The organism is Clostridium thermarum (assembly GCF_006351925.1).
Lineage (GTDB): Bacteria > Bacillota > Clostridia > Clostridiales > Clostridiaceae > Clostridium_AU > Clostridium_AU thermarum.
Genome location: NZ_CP040924.1, coordinates 2811568 through 2828353, shown reverse-complemented (window position 1 = coordinate 2828353; position 16786 = coordinate 2811568). Strand labels below are relative to the sequence as shown.

Sequence of the window (16786 nt, the reverse complement as noted above, 5' to 3'; positions counted from 1 at the left end):
AAAACAAATCTGAAAAAAAGGATTTGTTTTATTATAACCTTATAGTCTATTATAGCTTGTTTTATAATAGCCTTATAAAAAATGTATAAAGTGAGCATAACAGAATCTAAATTATAATGACTTTTGATTATAAAGCCATTCAATGAATTTAGCTGCCATCTCTTTTCTCTCACTGTTAGATAATACTGTTAGCACCGGATCTTTCTCGGAATATTGTAATTCATCAAAAATAGCAAAATTGCTCAAGTCAATACCGTAGGCTTTTTCAGTAGTGTCAGCCTCTGGAACTTTATATAGCACATAGTTCAGCTTCTCAGAAGTCTCTGAAAATAAACCAGACAGTTCATTTATATCTATAAAAGCACCATTGGATGCAAGCAGCTCAAATTCCGACTTTGAAAGGATCAATACATCCAACTCACCAGCGGCCATCTGCACTGTAATCTTTTGATTAGACATATATGAGGTTGCACCAGAGCTATTTTCAAAAGACATCAACATATCAGTTTTATGTTTGTCGTCAATCAATTCTTCATAAGCTTTTTCCGAAAGTTTCTCAAAGTTGTCTATATTTATACCAGCCCCATACACTGTAACATTTAGAAGATTATCCTTTTCATTAATCTTTCCTACAACCAGGCTGATAATGCATATTATAACAAACAAAGCAACTATAATATGCAACTTATAATATTGCCATATATACTCTGCTTTTTGCTTTTTTGTTAACTTAGATGCTAGTTCTTTTGCCGCTAATTTATCCTTATCGATATCCATATAAATAACCTCCATTATAAGTTTATTGCATTATAATACTATGTTGTACTAGTGGGCCGATAGCACATTTTGAAACTTTAAATCATTAATGAATTTTTCATGTAAAAAATTGAACCACATCAATGCCATATTTTTATTATAATTAATTGTTGAATAAATAGTAAATAGTTTTTTTTATTACCAGATTGTAAATTATAAATTAATATTAAGATAAATTAATATGGGTTTGAGCATGAAGAATGTGATAGAACAGCGCTTATTTAGGTACATTTATTTTAGGAACTGTTATATAACAGAGGTAATAATGGCGTTAACTGCATTATTCAGAATAGAAATATAAGTTGCAATTTTAAGAAAAGTTGGACAACTATTTAGAAATATCAAAATTTAGCTGTTATTAGTGCCATTTTGGACATAAAAGAGTTTATGGAAACGTTGTGATTCCCAAATTTATCAAGTACAATTAATTTGTACTTATATGCAATAAACAATATTAGGGAGGGTTTATCATGGATTTATTAATTCTAGCACCGATCGGATCTATAATTGCGTTACTTTTTGCAGTATATCTTGCAAAAAGCGTACTTAAGGAGAGCGAAGGAACCGAGGAAATGAAAAAAATTGCTTTGGCAATAAGAAAAGGTGCCAATGCGTATTTAAAGAGGCAATATACAGGTGTAGGTATATTCTTTGCGGTAATGTTTGTTATACTTCTAATAATGGCCTTTGCTGATCTATTAACCTTCTTCGTTCCTTTTGCCTTTTTATCCGGAGGCTTTTTCTCAGGACTATCAGGCTTTGTTGGAATGAAAATAGCCACTGCTGCAAATGCTAGGACAACCAATGCTGCAAAAGCCGGCTTAAACCGTGGTCTAAGAGTAGCTTTTTCCAGTGGTGCAGTTATGGGCTTAACAGTAGTAGGCTTGGGATTACTGGATATTAGTATTTGGTATTACTTATTAAATTGGTATTATGGCCCAGGACATATAGCTGAAATAACCAGCGCTATGATTACCTTTGGTATGGGTGCTAGCTCCATGGCCTTGTTTGCCCGTGTTGGTGGAGGTATCTTCACAAAGGCGGCAGACGTTGGAGCAGACTTGGTTGGTAAAGTTGAAGCCGGTATTCCGGAAGATGACCCAAGAAACCCAGCAGTTATTGCTGATAACGTAGGAGATAATGTTGGGGACGTTGCAGGTATGGGAGCAGACTTGTACGAATCCTATGTTGGATCTATAGTTTCCAGCGCCGCTCTTGCCGTTGCAGCTAAGCTTGGGGTAGAAGGTGTTGCTATACCAATGATTATGGCTGCAGTTGGTGTACTAGCTTCTGTTATTGGTACTTTCTTCGTTAAGTCCGGTGAAAAGGCTGAGCAAAAGGTTCTTCTTGCAGCCTTAAGAAGAGGTACAAACATAAGTGGTTTAATAATAGCTGTAGTATCCTTCTTCTTAGTAAGAGGAGTTCTGGGAATGGATAGAATAGGGGTATACTTCTCAATACTAAGTGGACTTGCAGCAGGAATACTTATTGGTATCTCTACAGAATACTTTACATCAGATACCTACAAGCCAACTAGAAAGCTGGCATCAACTTCACAAACCGGACCAGCTACAATAATAATCGGCGGTTTATCTTTAGGTATGTTGTCTACAATAGTACCTGTAGCAATCGTTGCTGTAGCTATTCTGGCAAGTTACTTCTTTGCTGGTGGAGCAAATGATGCTAGTATGGGACTTTATGGTATAGGTGTTGCAGCTGTTGGTATGCTTAGCACCCTTGGTATCACTCTTGCTACGGATGCTTATGGACCTGTTGCGGACAATGCCGGTGGTATAGCAGAAATGACCCATCAAAAGCCTGAAGTCAGAGAAAGAACAGATGCTTTGGATTCTTTAGGAAACACTACAGCTGCTACAGGTAAGGGCTTTGCTATAGGATCCGCTGCTTTAACAGCTCTTGCACTTATAGCTTCTTACAGAGATAAGGTGTTAGAAGTAGCTGAAAAGGCTGGAAAGAGTGTTGATTTAAGCTTCTCAATACTTGATCCAAAGGTATTAATAGGTCTATTCGTAGGTGCAGCAGTTCCATTTGTATTTGCAGCATTGACTATGGATGCTGTAGGTAAGGCTGCACAGAAGATCGTTGTTGAGGTAAGAAGGCAGTTTAAGGAAATAAAAGGACTTATGGAAGGAAAAGCAGAGGCAGACTATGCAACCTGCGTTGATATATGCACAAAAGCTGCTCAGAAAGAAATGCTTGCACCTGCACTTTTGGCAATTATTATACCAATACTGATTGGTGTATTGCTTGGTGTAGAAGGAGTCGGTGGACTACTTGCAGGAGCTACTATTTCCGGTTTTGTATTGGCAGTTATGATGGCAAACTCCGGTGGAGCCTGGGACAATGCTAAGAAGCATATCGAAGCAGGAAACTTCAATGGTAAGGGTTCTGATTGCCACAAGGCAGCAGTAGTTGGAGACACCGTAGGTGATCCATTCAAAGATACTTCCGGGCCAGCTATCAATATACTTATAAAGTTACTATCCATGGTATCAATAGTATTTGCTGCATTAGTAGTTAACTTCCATATATTCTAAAGATAATAAAATTCGGAGATATAAAGTCTCCGAATTTTTTATGTGAAGCTATAAATTTAGAATAAGAGTAAAAGAGTTCAAGGCCTATGCTTTGAACTCTTTTACTTGGGACAAATGTGTATCAAAATGAAAGCAAGTGATGCCTTCAAAGGAACTGCTATTTAGTAACAAGATTATTCTTATCTATGCTATAGTACACTGGCAAGCCCACAGCGTTGATTTCGATAGAATTATCACCATAGATTAGGGGACGTAAATATTCTACAGCTTCTGCAGTAACAAAGTTTCCGGAAGCTGAAATCCACTCTAGGGGGAAATGCTTTATCTTATTGCATACCTCTGAAGCGTCTATCAGGAAAAAGTCGTATTCATATGGCAAGTCATTGGTACGCCTTACTCCAATCATATAGCCGCTAAAGCCTTCCACAGCATAGTTTACTGCAGCTTTACCGGCGCTAAATGCTTCCTCAATATCAACACTGGAAACCATATGCATGCCACAACGCTGTATAACTCCTAACTCAAGAGTTTTTACTCTTGAAGTTATACCGGAATCTATAATCAAGGATTTTAAGTAACCTGCAACTCCACCCAGTTGAGCATGTCCAAAATTATCGTGACCACCATGAGGTACTATTTCAGAAAGATATTTGCCCTCAGAATCCTTTAAACCCTCTGAGACAACGATATAAGCATGCTTCTTTTCCTTGTAAACCCTTTGTACATCCTTCAAGAAGGCCTTCTTGTCAAAGGCTCTTTCAGGCAGATATATAAAGTCTACAACTGGTTTATCATTGATGGTGGCTAACACAGAACTGGCTGCAAGCCAACCGGTGTCTCTGCCCATTGTCTCCAATATAAAAATACCGTTGTTGGAATAAACTGTTGAGTCTAAGTAAGTCTCCAGAGTTGTAGTGGCAATTAACCTGGCTGCACTTCCAAAGCCTGGGCAGTGGTCGGTAATTACCAAATCATTATCAATAGTTTTTGGGATACCAAGAATTTTTTTATCAATGGAATGCTCTTTAGCATACCCGCTTAATTTGCTTACAGTGTCCATGGAGTCGTTACCACCAACATAAAAGAAGGTGTCAATCTGATACTTGTCCAATATCTTAAAAAATCTTTCATATTCTTCCGGAGATTCGCCAGTGGATTTTAGCCTATACCTGCAAGAACCAAGACCAGAAGAGGGAGTATATTTTAAATTGTTAATAGCATTTTCATCCATATCAGAAAGATCAACCAATCTTTCTTTTAATATCCCCTCTATGCCGTTTATACCACCATATATTTCGTCAAAGTAACCATTGAGCTTATTCTCCATCAAAACTCCGGCAACACTGGCATTAATAACCGGAGTTGGCCCACCGGATTGAGCAATCAGACATCTTCGCATTGTTTAACCTCCGAGGATAATATTTTATTAAATAAGTTTAATTTTTAACACATTAATTATTATACATAAAATAATCAAAAAGTATAGTATATTTACGAAAAAATATATATAACGACACAAAATAACTAAATGTACTATACTAATTTCTCGGAGAATAAAACTTTTAAATTATATATTTTCAGATATAATAAAAAAACTTTATCAGCATATAAATTTATTATGATTAAATAAGTGATTAAATTGATATTTCGAAAGGTTGTGCTGCTGTGACATATTATAGCCTATCATTAATAGCTCTGGCCTTGTCTTTGGATGCCTTTGGAGTAGCTCTGAGTATTGGACTGAATCCAGGGGTAAAACTAAAGAATAAGTTCATATTTTGCCTATCCTTTGGCTTTTTTCAATTTCTATTTTCCTTCGTAGGGAGTTACGCAGGAATATATTTCACCAATAACATTAAAGCACTACCTCATTTATTTGGTGGTATAATAATACTTATTGTTGGAGTTTTAATGGTTAAGGAAGGATTTGAAGAAAAGCAAGAATGTTTGCTTTTTACTGGGAAAATGTACATAATCTTAGGGGCATCGGTGAGCATAGATGCCTTAGTGGTTGGATTTACCATGTTTGGATCTATGGTTAGTTTTCAAAATACCCTACTATATACCGTGATAATTGGCCTTGTTACCTTTGTAATAAGTGTTACAGCTTTTATTATATCAAGATATCTAAATAAAATTTCACTGGTGGCAAGATACGCAGATTATATTGGGGGAATAATACTGATAATTTTCGGCCTGCGAATGATATTTATGGGATGATCCAGTAATTCAGGGTTCATAGGGTTTAAATATATCCATAATTGTATATATAAGTTAGACAAAGTTAGCTACTTCAACTGTATCAACTTACCATATAAAATATTTGAGAAATTTAATATGCTTCTAAACTTTTGTAAGCATATTTTTTTGTGTTATAATGTTCTTAATGAATATGTAAAGGTGATTAACTATGACTAACTTTGAAATATTAAAGAGCAAAAAATTAAAAATAACCTTAGCAAGAAAGGTTATTTTTGAGATCCTAAATGATGCTGATGCTGCGTTAAGTGCAGAGTATATATATGACAAATGTGTTGAAAGAGACAACAGTATAAATTTATCCACGGTATACAGGACCCTTGAGGTTTTTCAAGATACCGGAATTGTTGAAAAATTTGATCTGGGAGATAGAAGATATAGTTATTCCATAAAAAAGGAACACCATAAGCACACAATAGAATGTAGTTTGTGCCATAAGTCCATCGAACTGGACTGTCCTGTTAAAATGCTGGAGGAAATTATTAAAACAAAAACTGGCTTTACAATGATGGAGCACGAATTGCGCATCAAGGGTATTTGCGAAAAGTGCAAAAAAGTCAATAAACAGATCATCTGATGGTATAAATATCTTTAACTTTCCAGGAGCCATTAGAACGTTTTTCTAAAAGCACCTTATAGGTTATGGTAGTGTTGGGTGCTTTACTTTTTATTCCATTTACCAGTACTATAGCCAGTATTTCATCTGAGTAGTTTAACTCATATGTAGATATAGAGCTAAGTTTATATCTGTTGAAAATACCTTTAGTTAGTCTTTGCTCTATTACATAGGTTAAATCCTTTTTTTTATAAGTATCATAATTATAATAGAGGGTAGAAATTACAATAATAAGAGTAATTATAATAACTGCAGGTATGAATTTTTTCATGGATACCTCCGGTTAAAGATTGTATTGATAACTATATTTAATATATATTCATAAAAGACAAAATATTGATTAAGGAGAGGATATAACTTGGATTTTTCATCAATAGTTATTATGGAAAAGGATAAAGAAACCGGTATGCTCACGAAGGAGCTTGGAAGTTATAAGGTAGAAGATGGTGCTGAATATATCACTAAGACCTTCTGCCAGGATAACATTGTACATATTTATTTTGATACTGCAAAGGATGTAGAGGATTGGGAATACTCAGCCATATATGATAATTTTCCTGAAGATAGTTTTGAGGACAACGGCTTCCACATCGAGTTTATAGATGATGAATATAATCCTACATGGCTCATTAAGTTTGAATTTGTGGATGATTATGTAGATATGGAATCAAAACTTGCTATATTATGCAGATTAATAAAAGAAGGTATAGAAGGCACCATGGAAGCAATAAAAGGAAGAGAAGAGGAATACAAAGAAGAATAAATCACACATTAAATAATAGTATATTTAGCCGTAAGGAGGTAAGAAATATGGCAGAAACAAAGAAGGTAAAAACAAGAGATGAGATTGCTGAAAAGGATAAATGGGATATAGGTAAGATATATGCCTCAGCAGAATTATGGGAAGAGGATTTTATGAAACTAAAAAATGAAGCTGTTCAACTAAAAGAATATGCTGGTAAATTATCAGATCCCAATAAGCTGTTGGAGTACTTAAGACTTAGTGAGAAAATATCAAGAGCGGCAGATAAATTATTTATTTACGCTCACTTGAAATATGATGAAGATACAACCAATACTAAATACCAGGGCTTAAAGGATAAGATAGATACTTACCTATCTGAACTAAAGAGCTATGAAGCTTTTTTTGTACCGGAAATTTTATCATTACCTGACGGCACAATAGAAAGTGCTTTGGATCAAAACCCAGACCTAAAGCTTTATGAGTTTATGCTGAAGGACATATTAAAGGCTAAGCAGCATATATTAAGTAAAGCAGAAGAAGAGCTTTTAGCCAGTGTTTCAGATTGCTTGGAAGCTCCTCATAACATCTATAGCATGCTGACAAATGCTGATATGACTTTCCCTGTTATAAAGGATGAAGATGGCAATGAGATAGAGCTTACAGAAGTAAATTACGGAAAGTTTATAAGAAGCAGAGATAGAAGGGTTAGAGAAGAGGCCTTCAAGGCATTATTCGGCACCTATGAGAAGTATAAGAATACCCTATCAGCTTCATTGACATCCTCTTTGAAAAACTTCATATTTAATGCAAAGATAAGAAAATATAGTTCTGCACTTGAAAGTTCTTTAAAACCCAACGACATACCATTGGAGGTTTACAACAATGCAATTGAAACCATGAATAAAAACCTCTCTGCCCTGCACCGTTATGTAAGCATAAAAAAGAGACTGCTGGGACTTGACGAAATCCATATGTATGATTTATATGTGCCTTTAGTAGAAATAGAAAAGCAGCATATAGAATTTGATGATGCAGTGGCTATGGTAAAGGAAGGCCTAAAGCCTCTGGGAAGCGAGTATTTAAGCATCTTTGATGAAGGCATAAATTGTGGTTGGATCGATAAATATGAAAACAAGGGTAAACGAGGTGGGGCTTACTCCTGGGGAAGCTATGATACAATGCCCTATGTTTTACTAAATTATAATTATGAGTTGAATGACGTATCTACTTTGGCTCATGAAATGGGTCACTCTATTCACTCCTACTATTCAAGAAAGACTCAGCCCTTCATTTATGCTGATTATACTTTATTCTGTGCTGAGGTAGCTTCTACTACAAATGAAGCATTATTAATAAACCATCTTATAAAAAATGAACAAGATGAGAAAAAGAGATTCTATTTGATCAATCAAGAGTTGGAGCAAATAAGAACAACAGTATTCAGACAGCTTATGTTTGCTGAATTTGAGAAGATTACACATGAGAGCATAGAAGCAGGAAATCCACTTACTTCAGAAGATTTTTGCAGGATATGGCATGACCTAAACGTAAAATATTTTGGCCCTGAAATGGTAGTAGATAAGGAAATAGATATGGAATGGTCAAGAATTCCTCATTTCTATTCAGATTTTTATGTATACCAATATGCTACCGGTTATGCTGCTGCCAGCTCCTTTGCAAGAGCTATTCTTCAAGAAGGTGAAAGTGCTGTGGCAAGATATACAGAATTTTTAAAAGCAGGAGGCAGCGATTATCCTATCAATATATTAAAGAAGGCCGGAGTGGATATGACTACTCCAAAACCATTAGAGGATACCGTTAGACGCTTTGAAGAACTCTTGGATATGATGGAAAATTACTAATATATTTAATCACCTTTTATTTTATACTTAAGAGCTTGTGAATTTCACAGGCTCTCTTTGAATTTTGATGAAATTTATCATAATTAGCTGAAAAATGAAAGTTAATGTAGTATAATAAATTCCAACAATGTTTTTATGAGGTGAACTATGAGGTTGGAGTTTATTAACAGAGTATGTGATGGCGAAGTACTCGGAAAAAGCATCCTTAGTAGTGACGGAAAGATACTGCTCAGGGCAGGAGTTAAGTTAACTAGCCAGTATATTAATAAACTAAGAGAATTAGGCGTTTTTTATGTATATATAGAGGATCATAGGCTGGAAGATATTTGTGTTGAAGATGAAAGACTGTTAGAATTAAAAAAAGATACTATTAAAAATATGTCTGTGATAATGAAGGGTATCAATAATTGCAGTAGGGCAGATTTTAACAAGTCCTTAAGGAAAGTAGAAGAGCTAATAGATTACATAATTGATGATGGAGTGGTTAGCTGTAGTTTATGTGATATAAAAACCTATGATAACTATACCTATTTACATAGTATAGATACCGGTATTATGGCAGCCTATATGGGTTTGGCCTTTAACTTTAAGGAAAGAGAACTGAAGGACCTTGGAATTGGAGCAGTGCTGCATGATATAGGAAAAACAAAGATAAACTGTAATATAATAAATAAGACCGGGGCTTTGAATGAGGAAGAGCTTATGCAAATAAGAAAACACCCCTCCTATGGAGCTGAAATTTTAAGAAAAAATTATTCAATTTCCAAAAGTATTATTGATATAGTTGAACAGCATCATGAGAGAATGGACGGCAGAGGTTATCCATATGGGTTAAAGGGATGGGAAATAAGTAAATATGCAAAGCTGGTAAGTGTTTGTGATGTGTATGACGCTGTATCTAGTGATAGGAGCTATAGAAAAAAGCTAAAGCCAAATGAATCTTATGAACTTATTTTAGCCGGCAGTGGGACTGCTTTTGAAGATGAAGTGGTGAAGAAGTTTAAAGAGACTTTTTCAGTTTACCCCTTAGGGTGTTGCATAAGATTGTCTAACGGTGTGGAGGGGTATGTTATTAAGCAAAATAAGAATTTTCCTGACAGACCCATAATCAGAGTATTATATGATACGGAAACTAAAAGTCCAATACCTTTCTATGAGATAGATTTGATTAAAGAAAAGTCATTAACAGTAGAAGCTATCGTATAAAGGATGGTGATTATTTGAGAAAAAATTTTGAAAGAGATTTAATCAATTACTTTTTATCCAGTGGTCATTATAGGGTATATGAGCTTGCAGAGACTAATGAGGGAGAAACCATCTGGATGATTCAAGGCTCTCAAGGTCAGGTAGATGAGATTGCAATTTTTACGGAACCCCGTAATTTTAATTTTGCAAGGGATAAGTTTGAGCAATACCTTAATAGTTCCTATGTGGGCAATAAAGGCGTTGCAGTCAGCTTTATCGTCAGCGGCACTATCCATGATGATATGGTTGAAAAAGACCATTCAGTCATTAATAGCAGATTTATTGTAAGTACTGCCTTGGTTCAAATTGATGTGGATAGTTACAAAGTGGCTGACTATATGGGGATCTCCAATGTGCTTCAAGGGGTACTAACCTACCTGCAATATAAACAGAAGCAAATGTTAGCATCTCCTAAGTCTAAGTTGACTGTGACCAATGGTCTGATTGTAATAAACGTAATTATGTATATAATTACAGCAATTGCTTCAAAAAATATTTTTAACATAGATATAACAACTTTATTGAATTTTGGTGCAAAATACTCGCCTCTTATTGATTTAGGGGAGTATTACAGGTTGGTAACGGCAATGTTTTTACATGGTGGGTTACTGCATATAGCCCTAAATATGTACTCATTAAGAATGATTGGAACTTTAATAGAAAAAATCTATGGCAATGGAAAGTTTATACTGATTTATTTTATGTCTGGGATTTTTGGATCCGTATTTAGCTATGTATTTTCAAGTCCTGCTTCAGTGGGGGTAGGTGCTTCCGGTGCTATTTTTGGCCTAATGGGAGCATCAGTGGTATATGGTATCAGGATGAGAAAAAAGATTGGAAGGGACTTTTTAAGTCATTTCTTTCAAGTTATTGTGGCAAATTTATTCTTAGGTTTTACTATCAGTAACATAGACAATGCTGCACATATTGGAGGCTTGCTTGGAGGCTTACTAATAACTGCTGCTATCGAAGCTTCCAGGAAAACAGAATAACACTACATAAAAAAGCCCAAAGTAACTTTGCTATAATAGCATAGATACCTTTGGGCTTTTTTATATTTATGAAGGGCAGTTAACTTAGTAATAACTATATTAGTTGGCTAATGCGTAAAGTTCCTCAGAAAGAAGAGTTTCCTTTTCCAATAGAACCTGAGTGATAGTTTCAAGTTTATCGCTTTCTTTTAGTAATAATTGCTTTGTTTCCTCATACAGGTTATCCACTAAGGTTTTACATTCGTCTAATATTTGATTTGGATTTGCACTGAAGGAGTTATTTATTTCATCAAGGCTTAATAGGCCTAAAGTCCTACCCATACCATATTCGGTAACCATTTTAGTTACAATATTTGTAGCTTGTTTTATATCATTATAGGCTCCGGTAGTAACGTAATCTTTTCCGAATATGATTTCTTCTGCAACTCTTCCGGCCAGCAGAACCATGATCCTTCTCTTTAAATATTCCATATTATGAAACATATGATCTGCAGGTATACTCAAGGTATAGCCACCGGCACCCTTAGTGCTAGGAATTATGGTAACCTTTGAAACCTTATCCTCTGGTAACATACATAGAGATACCAACGCGTGTCCCACTTCGTGGTAAGCAGTAATTCTTCTATCCTTTTCTTTTATAGCTTGTCTATCCATTTTTTCATGGCCTGCAACTACTATGGAAAAGGCTTTATCCATATGGCTGTCGTTAATATATTTACTATCTTCCTTACAGGCTAATATTGCAGCTTCATTAACTAAACTTTCAAGCTTGGCACCGGAGAAGTAGGAAGTTTTTTGTGCCCATTCCTTTACGTTGATGTCACCAATAGGCTTGCCTTGAAGATGTAAATTTAGTATCTTCTCCCTGGCAGCTACATCCGGCAGAGTTACTTCAATGTGTCTGTCAAATCTACCAGGCCTTAACAGGGCAGAATCTAGCATGTCCAATCTATTCGTAGCAGCGATTACAACTATACCATCGTTATCATTAAAGCCTGACATCTCGGTTAATAAGGCATTTAAGGTCTGATCCCTTTCATCTGAACCACCGGCCTTATTAGCATCTCTTTTCTTTCCGATGGCATCAATTTCATCTATAAATATAACAGCCTTTCCCTGAGCTTTAGCTTTTTTAAATAGGCTTCTTATACGGCTGGCACCAACCCCTACATAGACCTGTACAAAGTCAGAACCGGACATAGCATAGAAAGGAACACTGGCTTCACCGGCAACAGCCTTAGCTAGTAGTGTTTTACCGGTACCAGGCTCGCCGTAGAGTATTATACCCTTTGGCATTCTTGCACCATAGGAAGCATACTTTTGAGGATTCTTTAGAAAGTCCACCACATCATTTACACTTTCTTTAGCCTCCTCATTACCGGCAACATTTTTAAAACTATACTTAGCATTTTCAGTGCTGTTTACATCAATTGCATCTACAGAAGAATACTTCTTATAAGCTGCACCATTAGCTCTGGCAAATAGGACCAAAATACCCACCATAGATAATCCCAGAACCACCGGAGGAAGTATTTCCATAGCGCTATTACCAGCATTTTCAACAACTTTTACTCCGCTAATAAGTAGGGTTTCTTTTAAGGATGAGCTTCTTGGATTGTCAGTCTTGTATTCAGAACCATCCTTAAGTAAAATCTTTATTTTAGCAGAATTAGTTAAGTAAACAGTGTCCACTTTGTCTGAAGCTATATCTTTACTGAAGTCAGAATAAGTTTTCTCTAGTTTTGAATCTTTATTTATACTTATAGCAATCGTAATTACAAGTGAAATGATAGCTGTTATGATAGGTATCAGTATATACTTTTTCTTATGTTTATTCATAGTGTTTTTGAAACCCCTTTCTATTTGGTTTACATAATATTATTATATAGATTTAAAAAAACTTGTCTAATGATCTTCATAAAAATTGTTAATGTAATTTATGGTGAAAATAGAATTTCACTATAGATCAATTTTATTGTATACTTTAAACATATAGTGTTTTTTAAGGAGTTGTTTTAACATGAATATAAGTGGTGCAAGCTTTACTGTTACTTCTGAGGACATAAAAAGTATTATTACGGATTTCTTAGAGGTTCCTAATTTAATTATTGATAAAATAGAAGTGAACAAGCATATATACATATCTGGAAGTTACAAAAAATTTATCAAGTTGAATTTTGACATAGCTGTAAGTATTGTAAGCATCAGAAAGCAGGAAGTACTGCTTACTATAGAGAAAGTACATATAGGAAAGTTGTCAGTTTTCAAATGGATAAGAAATCTAGTATTAAGCAAGCTGATTAAAACTCTTAAGGAATATGGCCTTACCAGTGATAAGGGCATTATCAAGCTAAGTATTCCTTCAATTTTGAAAAAGCTTCCTGTTAAGTTAGACTTTAAACTACATACTGTAGAATTATATAAGAATAAGGTGTATATAGAAGTTGAGAAAATTAGTCTCAACCTGAAAGGACAACCTATTTTGGAAAAGATTGATGAACCTGTATCACAGAAAGAAAATTTGAAATCTGCAGTTGTAATTATTGAAGATCAATATACAGAGTTTAGAGAAGAAATAAACAGCAAGCTGCCGGAAAAGTTTAAGGGTTTTATGCCGTACATGATGCTTCTACCGGATATATTAGCTCTTTTTATAAGGCTTTTCAAGGATAAAAGAGTACCTCTTAAGGTAAAATTAATATGTGGATCCATAATTGCTTATTTTGCCCTTCCCATAGATATTGTTCCGGATTTTCTGCCAATCTTGGGAAAGGTAGATGATGTGGCTATTGCTTTTTATGCATTAGATAAAATGCTCTGTGAACTGCCGGAAGAAATAATCAAAGATAACTGGGCTGGAAGTGAGGATATAATATTAATGATAAGGAAGGGGATAAATCTTATCTGTAAGACTATAGGAACAAGCAACGTGGTTAAGGGTTATAGTTGGATAGCAAGTAAATTTAGAAAGAAAAATAAGGCTCAAATAGAAACAGAGGTAAAGGAGACAGTTAAAAATGCCGAAGAAGTACTATGCGATTAAAGAAGGTTTTGATAGAGATAAAGGAGAAAAAATAGTAAACCTAATAGTTGAAACCTGGGGGCAATGTGAGTCCCTGATAAAGGGAGTCAAAGGAGCAAAATATAAGAGCTTCACAACTATTGAGGAAGCTAAGCAATATCTCGCTGAGGCCGACCCCATACTGAGAAAGGGGAGAGATCAATATCCTTTAGATGTGCCTCATGCATATGTGGATGGCAGCTTTAATATAGCTACCGGAAAATATTCCTATGGTTTAGTCATCACTGCTGAGGATGTTATCATCTATGTTGAAAACGGAGCTGCGGCGGACGACAGTCATAAGCACATAAGACAGATTGGGGGAGAACTGAAAGCTTCCATCAGAGCCCTTCAGTACTGTGCAGAAAACAATATTAAGGAAATAGCGATCTTTCACGATTATGAAGGGGTATGCTACCACGCTACCGGCTTCTGGGAACGCCGTGAAGAGTCATCAAGACAATATTATGAAATATTTAATAAAATAATAAAAGATCATGGCATAAAGGTACATTTTGTAAAAGTTGACAGCCACACGGGTGACTTATACAACGAGATGGTAGACGAATTTGCAAAATCCGCAGGCTCCATGGAGCTTAACGGAGTAACGGAAAAAATGCTCAAAAGCAAGCACATATTAGTCAAAAGCCAGGCTATAAAAGATAAATTTACAGAAATAATAAAAGATAAAACGGCTTTAGCAAAAGTAGTCGTTGTAGAGTAACAGTTTACTTAATTGAAAGTTGACAATGGACAATTGACAATTATGGAAGAAATTCAGCCTACAGCTGAATTTCATTATTAATTGCTTTCTACCCACCCGAAAATATTACCAAAAAGTCTCTAGTTTATTATAACAATTTTTGCACATTCTATTATTATAGATAAATATATAAAGGAGAGTGTAAAATATGGGAAAGGGTTATATTAGAGGTATTACTACAGGAGCAATTATCGGTGCTGCAGTCAGCATGTTGTTTGCACCACAATTAGGAAGAGATACTAGGAAAAGAATAAAGAAGTTCGATGATATGGTTATGGATATGGCTGAAGGAATGTATTACGGAATAAAAAAGATGTCGAAGTAAGACAAAATGCCTCGGTAGTGTGCCGAGGTTTTTTAATTTTGTAAATTTTGAAAAAATAAATGAAATATGGTGTTTGATGAAATATAAATATGATATAATATATTGAGATTTATATAATAATTTAATAGAATTAAAATTAATATTATCTGTAATTCTATATAGTTATAGTCTAAGTAAAAAATTAGTGGGATTTTGTATCTCTAATATTGTTTATATACCTTTGTAAAGGAAGAGTGATTATGGAAATATTATCTCTTGGTGAAAAAATAAAAAGAAGACGAAAAGAACTGGACATGACGCTGAAGGATTTAGCTGGAGACAGAATTACTCCAGGACAGATTTCTCTAGTGGAATCCGGAAAATCAAATCCAAGTATGGACTTATTGGAATATCTTGCTGATACATTAAAGACTTCTGTAGAGTATTTGATGGAATCAGAGGAATCACAGGCTGAGAAGATTTGTTTATATTATGAGAATATAGCAGAAGCAAATGTAATTAGCGGTAACTTAACTTATGCAGAACAGAATCTGGAAATGTCCATCTATTATTCTGAAAAGTATAACTTAGAATATAGGAAGGCCAGGAATCTTTACCTTAAGGGTCAGATTCATGTTAAAAGAGAGGAATACGCAGCAGCTCAGCAATTTTTCTTGTCTGCAAATGTTGTATTTATTAAGTATAATTACTATGAAGATATAATAAATACATTTATAAATTTAGGAAAGATTACCTATATACTAAAGGCCTATCATTCCTCCAATAGCTATTTCCAACAAGCTGAAAAGGCCTATACTGACAATGATGTTGGAAACGATTTCCTTATGGCTGAAATTTACTATTATACTGCTTTAACTTATTTTAAACTAGATAATATAGAAAAATCTATTAATTATTCTTTCTTAGCAAAGGAAAAATTTCAGCATTTGGAGAATAAAAGGGAGTATGGAAAGACTTTAATGCTCTTATCTGAAGAGTATAGTAAAAAAGGTGACATAGAAAATGCCATAAAATACTCTAAGAAGACTTTAAGTGTCTTTAAGGAATTGAACGATATAGCTTTTGTAGGAGAAATAGAAAATAATCTAGGAAAACTATTTTTTGAATTTGAAAATATAGAGGAATCCTTTAAACATCTTAACAGAGCTAAGGAAATAAGAGAAAAGAATAATGATGCAAACTTAAATGTAACATTAATCAATATCTGTGAAAATTATATAAGATTAAAGGATGTTGAAAATTGTAACATTGTATTAGCTGAAATTATTGACAATATCAAAGATGGAGATAATAACTCCTTGATAAGCTACTATTTACTGAAATATAGGGTTAACTTATTGGAAAACAACCTTAAAGAAGCAGAGAATACACTCTTAACAGCACTTAAATTTGCCAAGAATATGGATTTATTAAAGCAGGCTGCTGAAATTTCTGTTATACTGGGGAAATTTTATATTGATAATAAAATGGACAAAGAGGCTGCTAAATATCTTAATGAGGGAGTTGAAATTTTTAAGGAGATAGGAGTTATCAGAGAGTAGATA

The 16786-nt window shown here is 34.6% G+C and carries 15 protein-coding genes; 11 read left to right on the top strand and 4 right to left on the bottom strand.

The genetic code is table 11. From position 1 onward, the window contains the following. Positions 1 to 111 precede the first annotated feature (111 nt). Complete coding sequence (locus FHY60_RS12710) at positions 112 to 777, bottom strand: hypothetical protein (RefSeq protein WP_139905395.1); 666 nt, start codon at positions 775 to 777, stop codon at positions 112 to 114. Between the two features lie 509 nt (positions 778 to 1286). Between FHY60_RS12710 and FHY60_RS12705 the strand changes: the two genes are divergently transcribed. Next, positions 1287 to 3374, top strand: a complete 2088-nt coding sequence (locus FHY60_RS12705) for a sodium-translocating pyrophosphatase (RefSeq protein ID WP_139905394.1) — start codon at positions 1287 to 1289, stop codon at positions 3372 to 3374. Positions 3375 to 3531: 157 nt separating this feature from the next. On the opposite strand, the gene FHY60_RS12700 is transcribed toward FHY60_RS12705, so the two are convergent. After that, positions 3532 to 4773, bottom strand: a complete 1242-nt coding sequence (locus FHY60_RS12700; RefSeq protein WP_139905393.1) for a 6-phosphofructokinase — start codon at positions 4771 to 4773, stop codon at positions 3532 to 3534. Between the two features lie 266 nt (positions 4774 to 5039). Between FHY60_RS12700 and FHY60_RS12695 the strand changes: the two genes are divergently transcribed. Next, positions 5040 to 5594 (top strand): manganese efflux pump, encoded by a 555-nt coding sequence (locus FHY60_RS12695; RefSeq protein ID WP_139905392.1) that lies wholly within the window; start codon positions 5040 to 5042, stop codon positions 5592 to 5594. Positions 5595 to 5784: 190 nt separating this feature from the next. After that, positions 5785 to 6210 (top strand): Fur family transcriptional regulator, encoded by a 426-nt coding sequence (locus FHY60_RS12690; protein ID WP_139905391.1) that lies wholly within the window; start codon positions 5785 to 5787, stop codon positions 6208 to 6210. Here the strand turns inward: FHY60_RS12690 and FHY60_RS12685 are convergent. Then, positions 6203 to 6520 (bottom strand): hypothetical protein, encoded by a 318-nt coding sequence (locus FHY60_RS12685; RefSeq protein ID WP_139905390.1) that lies wholly within the window; start codon positions 6518 to 6520, stop codon positions 6203 to 6205. The genes FHY60_RS12690 and FHY60_RS12685 overlap by 8 nt on opposite strands. 87 nt (positions 6521 to 6607) lie before the next feature. Between FHY60_RS12685 and FHY60_RS12680 the strand changes: the two genes are divergently transcribed. The 4 genes from FHY60_RS12680 (at position 6608) to FHY60_RS12665 (ending at position 11093) form a co-directional block, all read left to right on the top strand. Then, a complete protein-coding gene (locus FHY60_RS12680) occupies positions 6608 to 7012 on the top strand; it encodes a DUF6762 family protein (RefSeq protein ID WP_139905389.1) in 405 nt (134 codons plus the stop codon). Positions 7013 to 7059: 47 nt separating this feature from the next. Further along, positions 7060 to 8856: an oligoendopeptidase F gene (pepF, locus tag FHY60_RS12675; protein ID WP_139905388.1), complete on the top strand. Its 1797-nt coding sequence runs from the start codon at positions 7060 to 7062 to the stop codon at positions 8854 to 8856. A gap of 147 nt (positions 8857 to 9003) precedes the next feature. Then, the gene (locus FHY60_RS12670) at positions 9004 to 10062 is read left to right on the top strand and encodes an HD-GYP domain-containing protein (protein ID WP_139905387.1); all 1059 of its coding nucleotides are present in this window, start codon (positions 9004 to 9006) and stop codon (positions 10060 to 10062) included. Positions 10063 to 10076: 14 nt separating this feature from the next. Then, a complete protein-coding gene (locus FHY60_RS12665; protein ID WP_139905386.1) occupies positions 10077 to 11093 on the top strand; it encodes a rhomboid family intramembrane serine protease in 1017 nt (338 codons plus the stop codon). Between the two features lie 99 nt (positions 11094 to 11192). Here the strand turns inward: FHY60_RS12665 and FHY60_RS12660 are convergent, their stop codons facing one another. Continuing rightward, on the bottom strand, positions 11193 to 12932 hold the full coding sequence (locus FHY60_RS12660; protein WP_139905385.1) for an ATP-dependent metallopeptidase FtsH/Yme1/Tma family protein: 1740 nt from the start codon (positions 12930 to 12932) through the stop codon (positions 11193 to 11195). A 181-nt stretch (positions 12933 to 13113) separates the two neighbouring features. On the opposite strand from FHY60_RS12660, the gene FHY60_RS12655 reads away from it, so the two are divergent. The 4 genes from FHY60_RS12655 (at position 13114) to FHY60_RS12640 (ending at position 16783) form a co-directional block, all read left to right on the top strand. Further along, the gene (locus FHY60_RS12655; protein ID WP_139905384.1) at positions 13114 to 14136 is read left to right on the top strand and encodes a YkvA family protein; all 1023 of its coding nucleotides are present in this window, start codon (positions 13114 to 13116) and stop codon (positions 14134 to 14136) included. Continuing rightward, the gene (locus tag FHY60_RS12650; RefSeq protein ID WP_139905383.1) at positions 14111 to 14878 is read left to right on the top strand and encodes a ribonuclease H1 domain-containing protein; all 768 of its coding nucleotides are present in this window, start codon (positions 14111 to 14113) and stop codon (positions 14876 to 14878) included. Before FHY60_RS12655 ends, FHY60_RS12650 begins: the two co-directional genes overlap by 26 nt. A 187-nt stretch (positions 14879 to 15065) precedes the next feature. Then, a complete protein-coding gene (locus tag FHY60_RS12645; RefSeq protein ID WP_139905382.1) occupies positions 15066 to 15242 on the top strand; it encodes a YtxH domain-containing protein in 177 nt (58 codons plus the stop codon). Between the two features lie 239 nt (positions 15243 to 15481). Beyond that, the gene (locus tag FHY60_RS12640) at positions 15482 to 16783 is read left to right on the top strand and encodes a helix-turn-helix domain-containing protein (RefSeq protein ID WP_139905381.1); all 1302 of its coding nucleotides are present in this window, start codon (positions 15482 to 15484) and stop codon (positions 16781 to 16783) included. The last annotated feature ends 3 nt before the right edge of the window (positions 16784 to 16786 follow it).

What these genes read in the sequence shown, in the direction of transcription:
- FHY60_RS12685 (WP_139905390.1), bottom strand. Translation starts at nt 6,520, where the DNA reads ATGAAAAAATTCATACCTGCAGTTATTATAATTACTCTTATTATTGTA.
- FHY60_RS12705 (WP_139905394.1), top strand. Translation starts at nt 1,287, where the DNA reads ATGGATTTATTAATTCTAGCACCGATCGGATCTATAATTGCGTTACTT.
- FHY60_RS12700 (WP_139905393.1), bottom strand. Translation starts at nt 4,773, where the DNA reads ATGCGAAGATGTCTGATTGCTCAATCCGGTGGGCCAACTCCGGTTATT.
- FHY60_RS12650 (WP_139905383.1), top strand. Translation starts at nt 14,111, where the DNA reads ATGCCGAAGAAGTACTATGCGATTAAAGAAGGTTTTGATAGAGATAAA.
- pepF (WP_139905388.1), top strand. Translation starts at nt 7,060, where the DNA reads ATGGCAGAAACAAAGAAGGTAAAAACAAGAGATGAGATTGCTGAAAAG.
- FHY60_RS12660 (WP_139905385.1), bottom strand. Translation starts at nt 12,932, where the DNA reads ATGAATAAACATAAGAAAAAGTATATACTGATACCTATCATAACAGCT.
- FHY60_RS12710 (WP_139905395.1), bottom strand. Translation starts at nt 777, where the DNA reads ATGGATATCGATAAGGATAAATTAGCGGCAAAAGAACTAGCATCTAAG.
- FHY60_RS12655 (WP_139905384.1), top strand. Translation starts at nt 13,114, where the DNA reads ATGAATATAAGTGGTGCAAGCTTTACTGTTACTTCTGAGGACATAAAA.
- FHY60_RS12670 (WP_139905387.1), top strand. Translation starts at nt 9,004, where the DNA reads ATGAGGTTGGAGTTTATTAACAGAGTATGTGATGGCGAAGTACTCGGA.
- FHY60_RS12640 (WP_139905381.1), top strand. Translation starts at nt 15,482, where the DNA reads ATGGAAATATTATCTCTTGGTGAAAAAATAAAAAGAAGACGAAAAGAA.
- FHY60_RS12690 (WP_139905391.1), top strand. Translation starts at nt 5,785, where the DNA reads ATGACTAACTTTGAAATATTAAAGAGCAAAAAATTAAAAATAACCTTA.
- FHY60_RS12645 (WP_139905382.1), top strand. Translation starts at nt 15,066, where the DNA reads ATGGGAAAGGGTTATATTAGAGGTATTACTACAGGAGCAATTATCGGT.